The organism is Bartonella koehlerae C-29, assembly GCF_000706625.1.
GTDB lineage: Bacteria > Pseudomonadota > Alphaproteobacteria > Rhizobiales > Rhizobiaceae > Bartonella > Bartonella koehlerae.
This window is the reverse complement of sequence record NZ_KL407334.1, coordinates 815611-833976: the sequence shown is the minus strand read 5'-3', so window position 1 is coordinate 833976 and position 18366 is coordinate 815611. Positions and strand designations below refer to the sequence as shown.

General features: G+C 36.1%; 14 protein-coding genes. 12 read left to right on the top strand and 2 right to left on the bottom strand.

Annotated elements, in window-relative coordinates; all coding sequences use genetic code 11:
• Window positions 1–41: 41 nt before the first annotated feature.
• Window positions 42–821: an energy transducer TonB family protein gene (locus tag O9A_RS03500; protein ID WP_034460182.1), complete on the bottom strand. Its 780-nt coding sequence runs from the start codon at window positions 819–821 to the stop codon at window positions 42–44.
• A 149-nt stretch (window positions 822–970) separates the two neighbouring features.
• On the opposite strand from O9A_RS03500, the gene O9A_RS03495 reads away from it, so the two are divergent.
• From O9A_RS03495 to O9A_RS03475, 5 genes are all read left to right on the top strand, one after another.
• Window positions 971–3145: a TonB-dependent hemoglobin/transferrin/lactoferrin family receptor gene (locus tag O9A_RS03495; RefSeq protein WP_034458834.1), complete on the top strand. Its 2175-nt coding sequence runs from the start codon at window positions 971–973 to the stop codon at window positions 3143–3145.
• Window positions 3146–3366: 221 nt separating this feature from the next.
• Window positions 3367–4410: a hemin-degrading factor gene (locus O9A_RS03490; RefSeq protein WP_034458832.1), complete on the top strand. Its 1044-nt coding sequence runs from the start codon at window positions 3367–3369 to the stop codon at window positions 4408–4410.
• A 15-nt stretch (window positions 4411–4425) separates the two neighbouring features.
• Window positions 4426–5328, top strand: coding sequence for a heme/hemin ABC transporter substrate-binding protein (locus tag O9A_RS03485; RefSeq protein WP_034458830.1), 903 nt, complete (start codon window positions 4426–4428; stop codon window positions 5326–5328).
• A 4-nt stretch (window positions 5329–5332) separates the two neighbouring features.
• The gene (locus tag O9A_RS03480) at window positions 5333–6430 is read left to right on the top strand and encodes a FecCD family ABC transporter permease (protein ID WP_034458828.1); all 1098 of its coding nucleotides are present in this window, start codon (window positions 5333–5335) and stop codon (window positions 6428–6430) included.
• A complete protein-coding gene (locus tag O9A_RS03475) occupies window positions 6427–7227 on the top strand; it encodes a heme ABC transporter ATP-binding protein (protein WP_034458825.1) in 801 nt (266 codons plus the stop codon). Before O9A_RS03480 ends, O9A_RS03475 begins: the two co-directional genes overlap by 4 nt.
• Window positions 7228–8017: 790 nt before the next feature.
• Here the strand turns inward: O9A_RS03475 and O9A_RS03470 are convergent.
• Window positions 8018–8998 (bottom strand): phage tail protein, encoded by a 981-nt coding sequence (locus O9A_RS03470; RefSeq protein WP_034458823.1) that lies wholly within the window; start codon window positions 8996–8998, stop codon window positions 8018–8020.
• Between the two features lie 2947 nt (window positions 8999–11945).
• Between O9A_RS03470 and thiC the strand changes: the two genes are divergently transcribed.
• The 7 genes from thiC (at window position 11946) to O9A_RS03435 (ending at window position 18348) form a co-directional block, all read left to right on the top strand.
• The gene (gene thiC, locus O9A_RS03465; protein WP_034458821.1) at window positions 11946–13781 is read left to right on the top strand and encodes a phosphomethylpyrimidine synthase ThiC; all 1836 of its coding nucleotides are present in this window, start codon (window positions 11946–11948) and stop codon (window positions 13779–13781) included.
• Complete coding sequence (locus O9A_RS03460; RefSeq protein WP_034458819.1) at window positions 13778–14728, top strand: FAD-dependent oxidoreductase; 951 nt, start codon at window positions 13778–13780, stop codon at window positions 14726–14728. The genes thiC and O9A_RS03460 overlap by 4 nt, the downstream gene beginning before the upstream one ends.
• A 3-nt stretch (window positions 14729–14731) precedes the next feature.
• Window positions 14732–14929, top strand: coding sequence for a sulfur carrier protein ThiS (gene thiS, locus O9A_RS03455; RefSeq protein WP_034458817.1), 198 nt, complete (start codon window positions 14732–14734; stop codon window positions 14927–14929).
• 3 nt (window positions 14930–14932) lie between these two features.
• Complete coding sequence (locus tag O9A_RS03450; RefSeq protein ID WP_034458815.1) at window positions 14933–15706, top strand: thiazole synthase; 774 nt, start codon at window positions 14933–14935, stop codon at window positions 15704–15706.
• Window positions 15703–16308: a thiamine phosphate synthase gene (locus tag O9A_RS03445; protein ID WP_034458813.1), complete on the top strand. Its 606-nt coding sequence runs from the start codon at window positions 15703–15705 to the stop codon at window positions 16306–16308. The genes O9A_RS03450 and O9A_RS03445 overlap by 4 nt, the downstream gene beginning before the upstream one ends.
• Entirely contained in the window at window positions 16299–17057 is a 759-nt protein-coding gene (locus O9A_RS03440) for a hydroxymethylpyrimidine/phosphomethylpyrimidine kinase (protein WP_034458811.1), read from the top strand. The genes O9A_RS03445 and O9A_RS03440 overlap by 10 nt, the downstream gene beginning before the upstream one ends.
• A 463-nt stretch (window positions 17058–17520) precedes the next feature.
• Window positions 17521–18348 carry a uracil-DNA glycosylase gene (locus tag O9A_RS03435; RefSeq protein WP_034458809.1) on the top strand — a complete coding sequence of 276 codons (828 nt, stop codon included), beginning with the start codon at window positions 17521–17523 and terminating at the stop codon, window positions 18346–18348.
• Window positions 18349–18366: the final 18 nt, after the last annotated feature.

The window sequence follows — 18366 nt, the reverse complement described above, 5'->3', positions numbered from 1 at the left end:
ACATTAAGGAGTGTGAAAACTAACAAAAAAAACCGTAAAAATCAGCTAAATATTAAGGATACTCGAATAATTTTATTTACTTTTGATGGTGGTGGTGGTGGAAAAGAACCAACACGTTGCAGTGCCGTCATGGCTAATCGATCAAGTTCCGGATCACCAGCAGAAACTACAACACGACTAGAAAAAATATTTCCCTGCTCATGCACCCTAAATTCTAACTTCACCGTTCCTTTTTCACCACTGGTACGCTGTTTTACAACATAATTTTTTTGCCTTTCCAGTTGTGCTTGTACTTTTGCTAACCATTTCACTAGCAATGCATCCTCATGCGCTGCTGTACGACTGACCTTATTGGTAGTAGACGAACGCGCCTCTACAATGGAATGCTTTAGTACAGTCTTAAATATCGGTATTGGTTTTTTGATAAACGCTTTATGCTCTACTTTTGGAGGAAAAGATTCCTTCAAAGGTTTGAGAAGTGAAAAATCATTTTTTTCTCCATTCTGCTGAGGCTCTTCTGGTTGAACTTCATCTTCTGATTTCAATATCTCTGACTCTTGCTCTGGAAAATCAGGCTGCAACACTTCTGGTTCTGTACTTAAATTCGATAAACCTGCATCAAGATTCGGCGTATTTGCGTCATTATCCGGATAGACAATTTCTTGCGCAAAGGTCAGCATAATCGTCGAAGAAAGCGTACCATTACGTACACCATTACTCGGAAAATAAAATTGTGCTCCTAATACTATATGCAAAAAGAAAGCGACAAAAAACGCAACAATCCAAAGAGCTAATAACCACCTAGTATCTGAAAAATTCATCGTTTCTTCCGCTGTTATTCTAAGCTTAATATCGACGTTCAATTCCATTAAAACACGCTATTTTGAAATTGCAACTTTTTTCTTGACTGTTTTTATCATGTTTAATATGGTTTTCAAAATTGGGATTTAACAAAAGGTTATGATGTGTTATGCGAACAAGACAAAATATTTATAAAAGTTGTGCAATTTTAAGTGCATTATCGGTTTCTATACCTTCATTTGTTTTTGCACAAAGCAACAATTTTGGTAGTGTAACTGAACTTAATCCCATCATTATTAAAGGGAAAAAAGTAGAGGATGTCTCGGACTCGGTAACCATTTTGACTGATCGTAAGACTGCTAAGGATATTAATGAAAAACAAATAAGTGATGTCCATGATGTTAGTCGCCTTAATCCTTCCGTAAGCTACAACTCAAGAAATAACAGTTTTGTGATTCGTGGTTTAGATGCAAATCGTGTTCTCACAACAATAGATGGCATTACTCTTCCATGGTTTAATGATATAGTGCGTGGGACAGGTGGAAACACAACTTTTGATTTTAATGCGCTTTCTACATTTGATGTTATTCAAGGATCTGATTCCAGTCTTTACGGATCCGGTGCATTAGGAGGTGTTGTTGCTTTACGTACCCTTAATCCTGAAGACCTTATTACTGAAAAAAAGAATTGGGGTGGTCTTATAAAGGGTGATTATCATTCTGTTGATAACAGTTGGCACGTAGATCAAGCTATTGCAGTGCGTAATAACCAAACATTCTTGCTTTTCCAAGGGTCTCATGTGGAAGGGCATGAACGTAAAAATATGGGAACTGTAGAGGGCTATGGAGAGCGTACACGTAAAAACCCTGCTCAGTTTGACCAAAATAATTTGCTTTTTAAAATTCATCAATATTTTAATGGCGGTCACCGTTTTGGTTTGACCGCGGAACGTTTTGATTATAATATCAATACGCATTCATTGAATGCATCTACAAGGTACGCTCCAGGTTCCGTTTATGATCAAGATAACAGACGTCGTGAGCGTTTTTCTTTGTCTTATAATTATAGTGGCAATAAAGACTCGCTGTTTGATGCATTTGCCGGACAGCTTTATTGGCAAAGACAAATTGATCATCATATTATGAATGGATTTCGTGTTGAAGCACCAAAAGGAGATTATTTAAGAGATAATTTCCTACGTAATACTAGTTATGGTTTCAACGCTCATGCTCTCAAAAAAGTGAATATTGGTACAGTAAGTCATACATTAAAGCTTTCTACTAATATTTTATCATCTCAATTTCATCATTATCTGTTAGGTAAAGACAATTGTCATTTGCAAGAGTATGCGCAAGGATGTGCCTTTTTGCCTGCTAATCGATCAGATTCACCGGATACAAACAGCTACAATTTTGGTTTTGCTTTCGAAAATCAAATTGGCTTCGCTGATGATCATTTCCGTTTGATACCAGGAGTTCGTTATGATTGGTACAAGCACACTCCTCAAAAAACGTCTTCTTATGAAAAAGCATTCATTTCTGACGAATATCCTCCAGAAAGAAGTGGTTCGCGTTTTTCTCCTAAATTACGTATAGAGTGGGATGTTCGTGATCAAGTAACATTTTACGCACAATGGGCACAGGCTTTTCGTGCACCGCGTGTTTCGGAGCTATACCTCTCCTATGTCAAGCCTCCTCTTTACTATGTAAAAGGAAACCCTGATCTTAAATCAGAAACAAGCAATGGATATGATGTGGGTATACGATATGGAAATGCAAATTTTGGTGGTTCACTTAGTGCCTTCACTAATCAATATAAAAACTTTATAACTACTGAAAATAAGGGGTCATCAGAGGAATTTAGATTCGGACGTCGACACTATGTGAATCTTTCAAACGTACGTATTTTTGGTTTTGAAACAAAAATGCATTGGGTTCTTAATAGTGGTTTCCATAGCAATTTCTCCCTTGCCTATTCGCAAGGAAAAGATCTTGACAAAAATGAATATCTTAACTCAATCCCAGCTTTAAAGGCAATTATCGGATTAGGGTATGCAAAAGAAACTTGGGGAGCAGATGTTGTAGTTACTTCATCTGCTAAACGTGATAAAGTCGCTAAAGGTTCTGATTATCAAAAAATTCCGGGCTATAAGGTTGTTGATGTATCTGGTTGGTGGAAACCATTCGGTGAGAAAGGTTTTATTGTAAGAGCTGGTATTTATAATCTGTTCAATGAAAAATATTGGAATGTATCAGATCTTCCTGATGGTAAAAGTTCAACACCAAAGGATTATTACAGCCAGCCTGGTCGTAACTTTAAAGTATCATTCGTGCAAAGATTTTAGTTGCTTCTGTTAACCATTGGATCAATGTAAAATTATATTGATGACTGAGTAAATTGTTGTGTTATTTCTCAAGCTACAAATGCTTGAAGGGGTGGGGTTATTTGTTTTTGATTGTTCTGCTGTTGATAATAGGACCAACTTGGGTAATGGTTTGAACTCTTAAAAGTTCAAACTATTTCTTTAGAAATTGTAAAAGTTAACTTTGAATAAAAGGAAAGCCTATGTCATATACAGCCGAAATGATTATTCGTTTGCGTGAAGAAAAAAAAGAGATGCGTGATCGTGATTTTGCGATCTCTATTGGTATATCTGAAGCAGAACTTATTGCCGCCTATTGTACAATTGGAAAAGCAAAAAAACTACAAATTGATATTGCCGTTCTCCTGGAAAATGCTCCTCAACTTGGAACAGTTATGGCGTTGACACGTAATGAACATGCTGTTCATGAAATCACAGGATGCTTTGAGAAAATTGTTCAAAACCAACATATCCCTCTCACACTTGGTGAAATTGACTTACGTATTTTTTCAAAACAATGGAAATTTGGTTTTGAATACGAGGCTATCGTTCTTGGAAAGCCTACAAAAAGTCTTCAATTCTTCGATCAAAATGGCGTTGCTATTTTTAAACTCTATTCCAAAGATACCACAAATATGGTAGAATGGAGTAAACTTGTTGATGAGTTACTTCATGAAGATCAGTTACCCGTTCTTGGTATCCTTCCTACACCAATTCCAAACAAGCGCGATACCCTAGAGCTGAATGTTGAAGAATTTCGCAATCGTTGGCGGGAAATGACTGATGTACACCAACTTCACGGGATTATTTCTGAACTCAAAATTAACCGACATGATGCTGTAAAATACGTCGGAAATGAATTTGCTCATGGACTAAAGAGAGAAGCTATTGAAATTATGCTCAACCAAGTTGCGCAACAAGAAGTACCTATCATGTGCTTTGTTGGCAATAAGGGATGTATCCAAATTTTTAGTGGACGAATAAAAAACATTAAGCAAATTGGGCCTTGGCTTAATGTTCTCGATCAAAAATTTCACCTGCATTTACTCATTCCTGGAATCAAAAATGTATGGTGTGTTCGCAAACCCACCAGTGATGGTTATGTCACTTCACTTGAAGTTTTCGATGAAAATGATGAGATGACTATCCAATTCTTTGGTATGCGAAAAGAAGGGCAAAAAGAACGTGAGGATTGGCGCTCTTTATTGAATAGTTTGCCCCAAAACCACGCAATAGCGGTTGCTTAGAAAGGTAAAGTGAATATGTTTACACTTTTTTTGCACAGACAATCAAACCGTTTTCTTATTTGTATACTGCTTTCTTTCACCTTTTATTCTAAACAAGTGATTGCTGAACCTGTAACGCATTTTCCTGAAAATGCGCGAATCGTTTCTATTGGCGGTTCACTTACAGAAATTGTCTATGCATTAGGAGCTCAAGATCAACTTGTTGCCCGTGATAGTACAAGCGTCTATCCACAAGAAGCACTAAAACTTCCTGTGCTTGGGTATATGCGTGCTCTCTCACCTGAAGGTGTTTTATCGCTTGCTCCACAAGGTATATTGCTTGTCGAAGGAAGTGGTCCTGCTTCAACAATTGATATTCTAAAAAAAACATCGATCCCTATAGTCATCATACCGGAAAACTATTCTCGTGAAAGTGTTATAGAAAAGATTCGTCTTGTTGGTAAAGCTCTTCATCGGGAAATGCAGGCAACTGCGTTGATTGAGAAAATAAATCGTGCTTTCGTGGAAAATGATACTCTTTTGGCAAAAATAACAAAACCAAAGCGAGTGCTCTTTGTTTTATCCGTGCAAAATGGACGTGTTATGGCATCTGGAACAGGAACAGCTGCCGATGGTATGATAAAACTTTCCGGTGGAATAAATGCTATCACTGATTATAAGGGATATAAACTTCTCAATAGTGAAGCGTTATTGAAAGCGAATCCTGATGTTATTTTACTTGTCAAGCATAGTGGAAAATCCACTAACATCGATAAAGTTTTAACTATACCAGCAGTTCAAGCAACGACTGCAGCAAAAAATCATGATATTAAACAGATGGATGCTATGTATCTTTTAGGATTTGGTCCACGCACTGCGAATGCATCAAAAGATCTTATTGATATGCTTTATGGTGCAGATCAAAATGGTAAGAGCTGATAACATGGTAGACACTCCACCCATTGTGCATACATCTAAAACAAAAGGGAATAAAAGAGTAAGCCGTGCAAGCTTAGCAAAAATTTTGCTCTTAAGCTTAATAGTGTTCCTTATCTTCAGCATTTTGGGAGGACTCTTGCATGGTGCATCAAAAGCTTCTTTCATTGATCTCCTTCACGTGATACTCACGCAAGATTTTTCGATGAGTAGTAGAACGCGTGATTACCTCATACTTATAGATATAAGATTGCCCCGTATTATCTTGGGAATGTTGGTTGGAGCAGCTCTCGCTGTCTCTGGTGTTCTCATGCAGGGTCTTTTCCGTAACCCTCTTGCAGATCCTGGGATTGTAGGCGTATCATCAGGTGCTGGTCTTGGAGCTGTTTTAGCAATTGTTGTCGGTATTGCCTTTCCTTCTTCATTAGCATCTTTTCTAGAACCTTACAAGGTTATCATAGGCGCATTTTTTGGTGGGCTATTATCAACAATTGTTCTCTACGCGATAGCAACACGTCATAGTTGCACATCTATTGCAACAATGCTTCTTGCAGGCATTGCTCTTGGTGCCTTAAGCAGTGCCGTTGTTGGAACATTAATTTTTATCGCAAATGACCAACAATTACGTGACATTACTTTTTGGAACCTTGGTTCTCTTGCGGGTGCAACATGGTTGAAAGTTTGGCTTGTTCTTCCTTTTATCTGTGTTGGTCTTCTTTTTTCTCCTTTTTTATCACGTGCCCTTAATGCTCTTGCTCTTGGAGAAGCCGTTGCTGGCCACATTGGCTTCCATATTCAACGGATCAAAAATATTGCTATTTTCCTTGTTGCACTTATGTGTGGTAGTGCGGTCGCTATCAGTGGCGGCATTGGTTTTATCGGTATTGTTGTTCCCCATATTTTGCGTGAACTCATTGGTCCCGATCATCGCTATCTTATTCCCTGCTCCGCTCTCTTGGGAGCAACGTTACTTATTTTTGCCGACACCTTTGCACGCTTAATTGTTGCTCCGGCAGAATTACCAATCGGAATTGTTACAGCACTTTTTGGTGCACCTTTTTTCCTTTGGATTCTTATATGTAAACGAGGAATAATTTTTTTATGATTGAAGCAGCTGATATCTGCGTTCAACGCGGAAAAAAACAGATCCTTAAACATGTTGACCTTCAAGCGAAAAATGGTGCTATCACCGTTATCATCGGTCCTAATGGATCTGGGAAAAGTACTTTTGTCAAAGCGCTGAGTGGAGAAATTCCTTATAGTGGAAAAATGACTCTAAATGGTCATGATGTTACCCAAACAAAAACTTCTGAAATGGCAACAATGCGTGCAGTGTTACCACAGACAACAACGTTAGTATTTCCATTCTTAGTCCATGAAGTAGTAGAACTTGGTCTCTCCATAAACCAATTTACTATTGCAAAAAAACAATTCCAAAATCTTTCTCAAAAAACTTTAGAACGCGTTGGACTAGCTGACTATGGTAACCGACTCTATCACCAATTATCAGGTGGAGAACAAGCTAGAGTACAATTTGCTCGTGTTCTTTGCCAAATCTGGAATCCTATTTGCAATAAAATCCCTCGTTGGATGATATTAGATGAACCTATTGCTAACCTTGATATCCAACATCAACTTGTTGTTATGAATATTGCTAGAGATTTTGCCCATCGTGGTGGTGGCGTGCTTGCTATTCTTCATGATCTCAATCTTGCCGCACATTATGCGGATAAAATAATATTGCTAAAGCGTGGAAGAGTTTATTGTGAAGGAAGTGCCGCTACCGTTTTGACAACACAAAATCTGCGCGATGTTTATTCTTGTTCCTTAAACGTTTCTGAATTGCCTCAAGCAGATATTCCTTTTATTTTGCCACAAACAGAATCTCCCTTAATGAAATAGCGTATTTTTTGAAAATTGCCCTGCATGTTATAAAAGAGAATAACGTGTGAATAAAAACCGTTTGAGGAAGGACTCAATGCTCACTTCTTAAGAACTGCCTTAATGCAGAAACAGAAAGCATCTCAAAATTGAAAAAAGGAAAATAATCAATGAGGATAATTGCCGATTCATGATAAGGTGCGCATTTTGGAAAATTCATGCATATTTGATTAGTGTAAAAGTTAAAGACTTAAGTGAAAGCGCTGTGCAAATTTATGATAATGCTACTATCCTTTATGGTGATATTTCTCTATAATGAGATGGTTTCTGAGTTTGAAAATGATAATGAATCAAATCTTAATATTGATTGTGTTTCTTAATATAAAAATGAGGCATATGCTAGCTCAATACCTGAGCACAGAGAGCCTTCCTTTTAAAAATATTTTATTTAAATCTTTATCTTCTTATAAAAGTAATTTGCACTAACAAATGAAACAATTATATTTGATCGTTACACACTTTATCAAATTAAAACTGTTGAGACTTTTTGATGGGAAAATAGGCGATCATAGTGAATTTGTAGAGCTCGACAGTAATTTAAGTTATGATAATAATAGCTGGGTTGGCAATAATGTTTGAGTTTATAAAATTATCAACCTAAAAAAAATCATTTAAATATTGTTTTTAGCATTCTCAAATATCTTAATAAATGGCACATGAAGCATTTATGACTTTTATAAGGAATAACGCGGATTTTCTCCGCGTTTATGATATCATAAATCATCAAGAGATCATTGATTATCCAAAAGTCTCACGATTTTATGGCATAAACAACCGTTGTATTCACAGGCCGTGTTTCTGCCTCACCCGTTGGAGAAAGACTGATATTGTGCGTGTGCGCGCCAGCTGATTGTGTCACCCCTGTACTAGATTGACGGTAATAAAAGGGATTCCTCCTGCCAATGTCACCGGAGTCCCATCCAACTCCATAATACTGAAACTTATGCGTATGCTCACCAGCCTCTTCAATCGTGCCAATATGTGTATGGGATCTAATACTATCATGCTGCTGATCTGCAAACTGTCTATCCGCATCCAAACCGCGACCATCATCAAAGCCACGTAAAAACATACCCCTAAAGTCAGGAACTTTAAAGGTTGTATCGCTGTCTTTTCCCCATTTGTCACCTATTGCCTTGAATAATTTCGGATAATCTTTGCGCTCATAGACTGCACCATCACATAAAAGCCAACCGCTTGGCACTTCTTGCATAGCAAAGGTCGCAATAAACCCTGAAGGAAAAGTTTCTATTTTTGGTGGTAGAAGAGGTGTGGGATTTAAAAGATACCAACCATCATGATCTTCCATTAAAACATCCTTATTATACACCATTTCATAAATAGCGTTCGTTTGTAATTCACCACCCTCTAATGGTGTAACACCTGCATTAGTTACTTTATAGAGCGGTTTCTCTTCTATGTTATTAACAGTTACTGTTGTCGTGCCAATATTTACACCGCGGGCTTTAAAACGTATAATGATATCATTTTTATATTTTTCTATAGGTGAAGCTGTTGTTAATATGATTGATGTCGTTTTATCTTCTGCATTTACCATAAATGTTGAATCAAGAGAACCGCCATTATCTGAGATATATTCACGCACACGCTGCATCATCGCCCGCGCACTATCGTTGACAGAACTTGGCGGCTGACCTTCTGCCCAATTAATGATACTATCTGAATGTGCATTTTCATCAGCCTTTAGTGACCAATCGTAAATATTCGACATTATAATATTCCCCCTTCTTCTCAAAATTTTTTAGCATTTTTTTCTTTTTGCTAACCATATGCACCAACCTATTTTCTTACTTGAGCACTCAATTAATGGTATTGAATCTATAAATGATAATAAGGTGTGGATCCCCCCGTTATTATTGGTGTAATACATCATTTTTATTGTATCATGTATATTTTCTAAATTCTGTTTTTTCATTTCCTGCGATTAAATGAACTGAATTACCACAGCTTTTTTAATAAAATCAACATCCATGCTTTTTATTTGCAATGCTATAACCTAATTTTGGAATTATTTTACTATGACTGTTTTCTGTAGTTATATGATTACATTTTGGAAGCTCTTTTATCGTTGTAAAGCTGAATAAATATTGTTCATAAAATCCTCTACTGTAGATCATACGAAATCATCATCGAAATTACTTATCTTCCAAATAGAAAATCTAACACTCTGGAATTCTTGATTCAGAATCGCGATATTTTTTGCTCGCTGTCTTTAATGTTTTATTTATGAGTTTTGAAAATTATACAATAATTTTAATTCATTAAATTGCAGCTACACAATCATCACACAATATTTCGCTCTATCCTTAGCTAGAATAAGCTATACTTTTTGTTGAATTTCTTTCCATATCAAATAAACTAAGAGGATCTTTTTAGCTTGAAATAAGTCATTTCTACTATCTCACCACGTTCTTATCTGTACCAAATACCCTTCCGAGTACACCTTGTTTCATTAAATTTATTACAGAAAACCAATTTTTACCAAATCAACATCAGCACTCTATCTTAAGCATCTACACTCCCCAGTGTAAAGCATCGTCAAAGATGCACTCAATACAGTGAATTTTCCATGCTTTAACTTGAACTAGAAATGACATACTTGATATATTGAATACGCACCATACGCTCTTTTTTCCATCGAAAAAAGTCATCTGCGAAAACTAAGAAAACACAAACTGACACCCCACCTGATGCTCTGCAAAACTGTACTCTAATCCCCCAAAACTAACTCGCTGGTAATCGCTCAGCCCCCTCCACATTTAACATAATCCCCTTCTAACGTATTGTATTATATGTGGAGTTTTTTTTCAAGAACAATAAATCTTTTTAACAACACTGCAATTACGAATATTCTCCATTTTTATATAAAAGTGTCAAAATAAGCACCTGCTAAACAATCTCGTTAATCCACTCCGCCTGATTAGTTCAAACAGAACAAAATGTATCCCATCAACTTTATACTTACAATATTGCTATCAAAAGCTAAAAATTAAAAAAAAACTACGTACCTATTGAGTGATTTAATCAATGACTAACTAACCTTGTAATAGCTTTTTTAAAATTATAGCTTTTAATTGCTCTTTTAATTTCTTTTTCAACACTTTCTGTAAATTCTGAAACTGATGCGCACAAAATAGTACTAACGTTTTTTCCCAAACCGCATTTCTTCTAAATTGCGTCCACCACTTTTTACTTAAAAATAAGAGCAAGTTTTTCGGACAATCTTAATGTGTTTCGTCATAATTTACCATCAACTTTTTAATCATAAATAATCATCTACACATTGAATTAAACTCATTAACACTCTAATATTTTTGTTATTTCAAAAACTTTTAATTATCTCTTATTATAATGTACGAAAACTGTTCCGTAGAAGATTAAAGAAAGGAAGTTGTGTGTATATTAAAAAGCAACTTTGAAAAGATTAAACTTGCAATTAATGAACTATTTTAATGCAAAAATATTAGAAACATTGAAGATAAGGAAATACAATGACAATATTTCTCTGTTATTTTATAAGTATACATATAGCGAAATTTATTAGGTCTAAAGAAACAATTTCAATACATTTTATTATGTATTAAATGATGTTCTCATTCTTTCTTGTTACGAATCTTTAAAAGCTTTTCCAAATACCAAATAAATAAGCAAAAAGGCACTTAAGTATCTGTTTTTTCAAAAAAATCAATATTGTTAACACATTTTTATCTGTTTACTTAGCTGCTTTGATCATAGTTTCTTTATATTAGTTTTTCCTTCCTGTTGCACTCATGATAATTGCCGTGATGTCTGCTTTAATTTGTTCACTTTGGCATTCTAAATTCAAAATTTCTGTATTTTTATTCACAAGGATAGCCAATGTTTTATTAGTGTTCCATTCTTTGGTAACATTTTACCATCTCCAAACGCAAAAGAAGCAACTCAAATTCTCCTTTACATGTAATCCTCTCTTCACAAGAGCTAGTTATTGCTTTTGTAACGCCGCAAACGCCTTTGAAGCTACACAGTCATATGTTTTTTGAAAAAGCATTAAGCAAAAAAATATTTATAGAGCATGTAACTGAGAAGATATTTAAACAACCAGTAGTAACACGTACTGTGAATTAAGCTGCAGCGATACCATAATTGAAAGCATTTTTGAACTAGATAAAAAGTAACATGGTATTTCTTTACACAAAGAGTTCTAATCGTAAAACACTAGCTTACATTAACAAATAAATTACAAAAAATTAAGAATAGAGGGCAAAAACCTCATCAAAGCAATAACCATAAGCTCTCTCAAAGTTATAATAACTCATTGATTTTACTGTTTTTGTTATAAGTAACAATTAATATTGTAGCGAATTATTTATCATAATATCTATCTTCATTTCTAAAAAATTCACCAAAATCATTAAAAATGTATCTTTATGATTGACAATATATAAGTATTTAAGCCAACCATATTCATGTTCATAAAAGTTCTATTAAGTGAGAGTCTAATACAAATTTTTAAAGATATTTTATCAATTTTTTCAAAATAAAATTTCTTGGGCTTTATGAGATGTATATAAGGCAATATATGCGCTCTTTTTAAGCGTATGTAATTGATGATTTGAGTACATTACTGTTAGCATCGTTATCTGTTTTTGAATGATGAATCTATAAGGAAAAAGTTTATGCAGAAAAATATTCCATCAATCAGTTGCAGTCCCTTTCCCGCTTCACGCAAAATTTATCAACAAAGTCCTCTCTTTTCTGATGTTCAAGTGCCATTGCGTGAAATTTCATTGACAGATGGCAGTGCTGAAAAATCTTTAAATATCTATGATACGTCTGGCCCTTATACTGACAACAATATGATCATTGATATTACAAATGGTTTGCCCGCAATTAGTTTACCTTGGCTTTCTAAGAGAGCTGATACTGAACCTTATCCTGCACGACCAGTCAAACCTGAAGATAATGGTTTGTTCTATGATAAAACGCCTCCTCTAGCCTTTGAACAAAAGCGGCCTATTTTACGAGCAAAAAACGGTAAAGTAATTACACAGATGGCTTACGCGCGTGCAGGCATTATTACCGCAGAAATGGAATATGTGGCTATACGAGAAAATGAAGGATTAACAGTAAAAGACCAGCAGAAAGCGCAATCGGATAAAATATGCAATGAATCAATACCAGAAATTTATACTGCGGAATTTGTTCGCAATGAAATTGCCTGCGGACGTGCTATTATTCCTCATAACATTAATCATCCAGAATGTGAGCCAATGATTATCGGACGAAATTTTCGTGTTAAAATTAATGCCAATATTGGAAATTCAGCAGTTACTTCATCTATGGCAGAAGAAGTTGATAAAATGGTTTGGGCTATTCGTTGGGGAGCAGATACAGTTATGGATCTTTCAACAGGCCGAAATATCCATAATATTCGTGAGTGGATTATTCGGAATTCCCCAGTTCCCATCGGAACTGTTCCACTTTATCAAGCACTTGAAAAAGTACAAGGTATTGCTGAAAACTTAACATGGGATATTTTTCGTGATACTCTTATCGAACAAGCAGAACAGGGTGTTGATTATTTTACTATTCATGCAGGATTAAGATTACCTTTCATTCCTCTAACCATTGATCGCATAACAGGTATCGTTTCACGGGGCGGTTCTATTATGGCAAAATGGTGCCTCCATCATCACAAAGAAAGTTTTCTTTATGAACATTTTGATGAAATTTGTGACATTGCACGCACGTATGATGTCTCTCTTTCATTAGGAGATGGATTGCGTCCTGGCTCTATTGCTGATGCTAATGATAAAGCTCAATTTGCTGAACTTAAAACTTTGGGAGAATTGACAAAAGTTGCCTGGGCAAAAGATGTACAGGTTATGATTGAAGGACCTGGTCATGTGCCAATGCACAAAATTAAAGAAAATATGGAGCAACAATTAGATCTCTGTCACGAAGCGCCTTTTTACACTTTGGGACCTCTTACAACTGATATTGCACCCGGATATGATCATATTACATCAGCAATTGGTGCTGCTATGATTGGATGGTTTGGAACTGCCATGCTTTGTTACGTAACACCTAAAGAACACTTAGGACTTCCCGATAAGAATGATGTCAAAACTGGTGTAATCACTTATAAAATTGCTGCTCATGCTGCTGATCTTGCCAAAGGTTTGCCAAGAGCACAACTACGCGATAATGCTCTCTCACGTGCGCGATTTGATTTTCGATGGTATGATCAATTTAACCTTTCTCTTGATCCAGAAACAGCGTGCGCTTTTCATGATGAAACAATGCCTAAGGAAGCTCATAAATTGGTGCATTTTTGTTCCATGTGTGGACCAAAATTTTGTTCTATGCGTATTTCCCATGATATTCGTGAAACAGTACACAGAAGAAAAATAAAAGATGAAGGTATGGTCGCCATGGCGGAAAAATATCAAAAGAATGGTGATCTCTATATAAACGTTAGCCATCCTCAAAAGAAGATAGTAAACCATTGAAAAAAATTCTTATTAAAGGTGCAGGTGTAGGGGGATTAACAGTTGCCTTTATGTTACAACAAAAAGGTGTTTCTATTACCGTTTCAGCACCCCCTAATTCTCCTGTAGGAACTGCTAGTTGGTATGCGGGAGGAATGTTAGCACCTTACTGTGAAAGAGAAAACGCTAAACAAATTGTTGAAGACCTTGGCATAAAAGCTATACAATGGTGGCATAAAACACTTCCCAATCTTGTCACACGAAAAGGAACTTTAGTTGTCGCACCTACAAGGGATAGAGGAGAACTTGAACGATTTTCAGCGCGTACACATCATCATAAAACTATAAATGGTGAAGAAATAGCACAACTTGAACCGGATCTTGCGGAACGTTTCAACCATGCACTCTTTTATGAACATGAAGCACACCTTGATCCGCGCCAAGCACTTATCACTTTAAAAGAGGATCTTGTAAAAAATGGAGCCTGTTTTGTTGATATAGAAATATCTGAAAAAAAATTTGATCTTATCATTGATGCAACTGGAATAGCACGTTTAGGAAAAGACAAAAATATACGAGGTATCCGCGGCGAAATGCTTCTCATACGCAGCACAGACATTAAAATTTCTCGTCCAATTCGCCTCCTTCATCCACGATTTCCTCTCTATATTGTTCCTCGGCAAAACAATATTTTTATGATTGGCGCAACAATGATTGAAAGTGAATCTGATGGTGCCATCTCGGTAAGATCAATGATGGAATTACTCAATGCAGCTTATACTTTGCATCCCGCTTTTGCCGAAGCAGAAATTATTGAATCCGGCGTTGGTGTACGACCATCTTATCCTGATAACTTCCCTTCTGTATACAAATATGGTAACCATATTTCTATTAACGGATTTTATAGACATGGTTTCCTTTTATCTCCAGAAATGGCAAAACGAGCGATAAAATTGGCATTGGAGTAAAGTATGAAAATATTTGTCAATGGTGAAACAATCGAAACAGAAGTCATCACTCTCAATCTCTTGCTTGAAGAATTGGGTTATGAAGGAAATTGGCTTGCAACCGCTGTTAATGCAGAAGTTATTCCCATAGATGCACGAAGCCGATGTGTCTTAAATGAAGAAGATAAAATTGAAATCTTAAGCCCAATGCAAGGAGGCTAAGCTATGCTGAATCTGTACGGACGTAAATTTTCTTCTCGTCTTATGTTAGGTACAGCGCAATATCCTTCACCAGCAATTCTTCGCGATGCTATTCATAAATCGAATACAGAAATTGTAACAGTTTCATTACGCCGAGAAACCGCCGGTGGAAAACAAGGTGGACAATTTTGGCAATTCCTTAAAGAACTGGATATAACAGTTCTCCCCAATACTGCTGGTTGTTATACTGTTAAAGAATCTGTTACAACCGCGAAACTTGCACGAGATCTCTTTAAAACATCTTGGATTAAACTCGAAATTATCGGTAATCCTGATACTTTACAGCCAAATGTTTTTTCCTTAGTCGAAGCAGCACAAATTTTAAACAGTGAAGGTTTCAAAATTTTTGCCTATACAACAGATGACCTCATTGTTGCTGAAAAGCTCTTAAACGTTGGCTGCCAAGTTATTATGCCTTGGTGTGCTCCTATTGGATCCGTAAAAGGCCCACATAATACCGATGGATTGCGTTCTATCCGTGCTTATCTTCCTGATGTTACTCTTGTTATTGATGCTGGCATTGGACGTCCATCACATGCTGCCGTTGCCATGGAACTTGGTTATGATGCAGTGCTTCTTAACACCGCAGTTGCTAAAGCAGCTGATCCTGTCTTAATGGCTGAAGCATTTTCTAAGGCTATTCAGGCAGGACGTATGGGGTATAAAGCAGGCTTTCTCGAAGCACGTAATGTAGCCGTTCCTTCAACGCCAATTATTGGAAAAGCAGTATTTTCATGAAACTCGACCCATTTTATCTCATCGTTGATAATGCGGATTGGGTTGAACGCTTAGTTCCTGTTGGTATCAAGCTCATACAATTGCGTATGAAAAATGAAAATCTTAAAACAATCCGTGAACATATTAAGCGCGCAAAAAACGTATGCGACAAATGGGGAGCACAATTAATTATTAATGATCATTGGACAATAGCAATTGATGAAAAATGTAATTTTATTCATCTTGGACAAGACGACTTAAGGAATGCTGACCTTCCCGCAATTCGTAAAAATGGTATAAGATTTGGTCTTAGCACACATGATAAACGAGAATTGGATATCGCACTTTCTGTTAATCCCGACTATATTGCCCTTGGTCCTATTTATCCTACAATCTTAAAAGAAATGAAATGGATACCCCAAGGACTAGAAAAAATTAAACAATGGAGAAAGCAGATTAGTGCTTTACCTTTAGTCGGCATTGGTGGTTTAACACCAAAGCGCGCAATTGGTGTTTTGAAAGCAGGAGCCAATAGTGCTGCTGTTGTAACTGATATTCTTCTCCATAAAAAACCTGAAGAGCGTGTAAGACAGTGGATCAAAGTGACAAAAGCATGGCGTTGATGCCTTCTATTCTTATTGTTGCGGGCACCGATCCAACAGGGGGTGCTGGTGTTGTTCGTGATATAGAAACAGCTGCATATTTTCAAATAAAAGCAAATTTAGCAATCACTTGCATTAACATACAAGATGATAATCACGTTGCTGAAATTGTTCCAATGTGCGAAAAACTCATCGCTGCGCAAATGCGCGCAGCCCTAGAGGCAAATCCAATAAGCGCAATAAAAATCGGGATGACAGGAAATCAAGCAATTATCGCAGCAATCTGTAATGTCCTAGAAGACTATCCTCATATTCCGGTTATTCTTGACCCTGTACTTTTTGCCTCATCAGGGGGAAAACTGTCAACGGAATCAATCATAGAAATTATGATCAATAAACTTCTCCCTCACGTTGATCTTTTAACACCCAATAGGGAAGAGCTCGCCCTTCTTAGCCAAACCCCATTGGCATCTTGTCATAAGCAAGCAATACAACAAGCAAAAAAACTTCTGTCATTTGGTCCACGTTCTATCTTGATAAAAGGTGGACATGCAGATGGCCCCCTTGCAACTGATAGCTTCATTAATAAAACTGAAATCATCAATATTTCTACTGTGCGCTTAACGGGAACAATGCGTGGAACAGGTTGCATCCTATCAAGCGCTATTGCGGCACATTTGGCATTAAATGAATCTATGACGCAATCTATAAAAAATGCAAAAGAATATATTTACAGCTTACTGTTAAATCACAATCAAAAAGGTGATTAAAATTAATATTATGTCACAATCTTATTAAATATTATTGCTCATTTTTACAGATTATATGATTATTTTTCCATAAAATAAATGTATTTAAATAAATATAGAATTATTTATTTAAAAAAAATAATTTATCATAAAAGATAGGTTATTTTTGTTTAATGCATAATAAATATAAATTTAATATTATAAAATTATCTTTTTTTATTTTATAAATATTATAGATTCATAATTTATATAACTTGTTTAAGGAAAAATTTTTATTATAGGATAATTCTAGTATATCTTAACGAAAAAGATCACGCATTGAAAAATGCACGCAACTACGAGCCACACTCTTATATAGTTTTTTCCTATCAAGAAAAAACTATCATTGTTTCATACATAAAAATTACTCACAAACACATCATAAAGCTTGAAGGATAAGTTTATCTGCTCTATTCCTAATAAAGAGGTTATTAAAAAAAATAAAATGTCAAATCACACTCCGTGCGCAATCACATATGAAGAACTCTTAAGCTTCTATAAAGAAAGTGGTGTAGATACTGCCTTAACAAATCTACCTATTGATCGCTTTAGTCAGTCTGCTTCTTTAGAAAAAAAAACAACACAAGTAGTAAAGATTTCTCATAATCAACAGACATCACCATCCATAAAATTAGACACTCATCCGCTTTCTAAATCTTCTACCATGCAAGGTGAACCTTCCTTTACAGAGAATGCAAAAAATGCGAATACACTCGATGAATTAAAATCTGCTCTCCTCGCGTTTAATGGCTGCTCATTAAAATTGACAGCAAAAAGTACCTGTTTTTCAGATGGAACAGCGGGAAGCCCTCTCATGCTTATAGGAGAAGCACCAGGACGAGAGGAAGATATACAAGGAATTCCTTTTGTAGGAAAAGCAGGAATGTTACTGAATAAAATTCTTGCATCAATTGGCTTAACAAGAGATAATGTTTACATAGCTAATACTATTCCTTGGCGCCCACCAGGAAATCGCACACCCACGCCAAGAGAAGTTGCATTATGCCGCCCTTTCATTGAACGGCAAATTTATTTAGCTAATCCTCGCATTCTTATAGCACTGGGAGGGGTTGCTACACAGTTTCTTACGGGAGCACAAAATGGAATCATCCGGACACGAGGTAAATGGCTCATCTATGAAAGCGGGAACAACATAAAAATACCTGTTATGCCAACTTTTCACCCTGCTTATCTTCTTCGAACGCCGAGTCAGAAAAAGCTCACGTGGCTAGACTTTCTAGAAGTAAAAAATCGCTTAGATAGCCTTTTATAATTCGTTAATTCTGCTTTA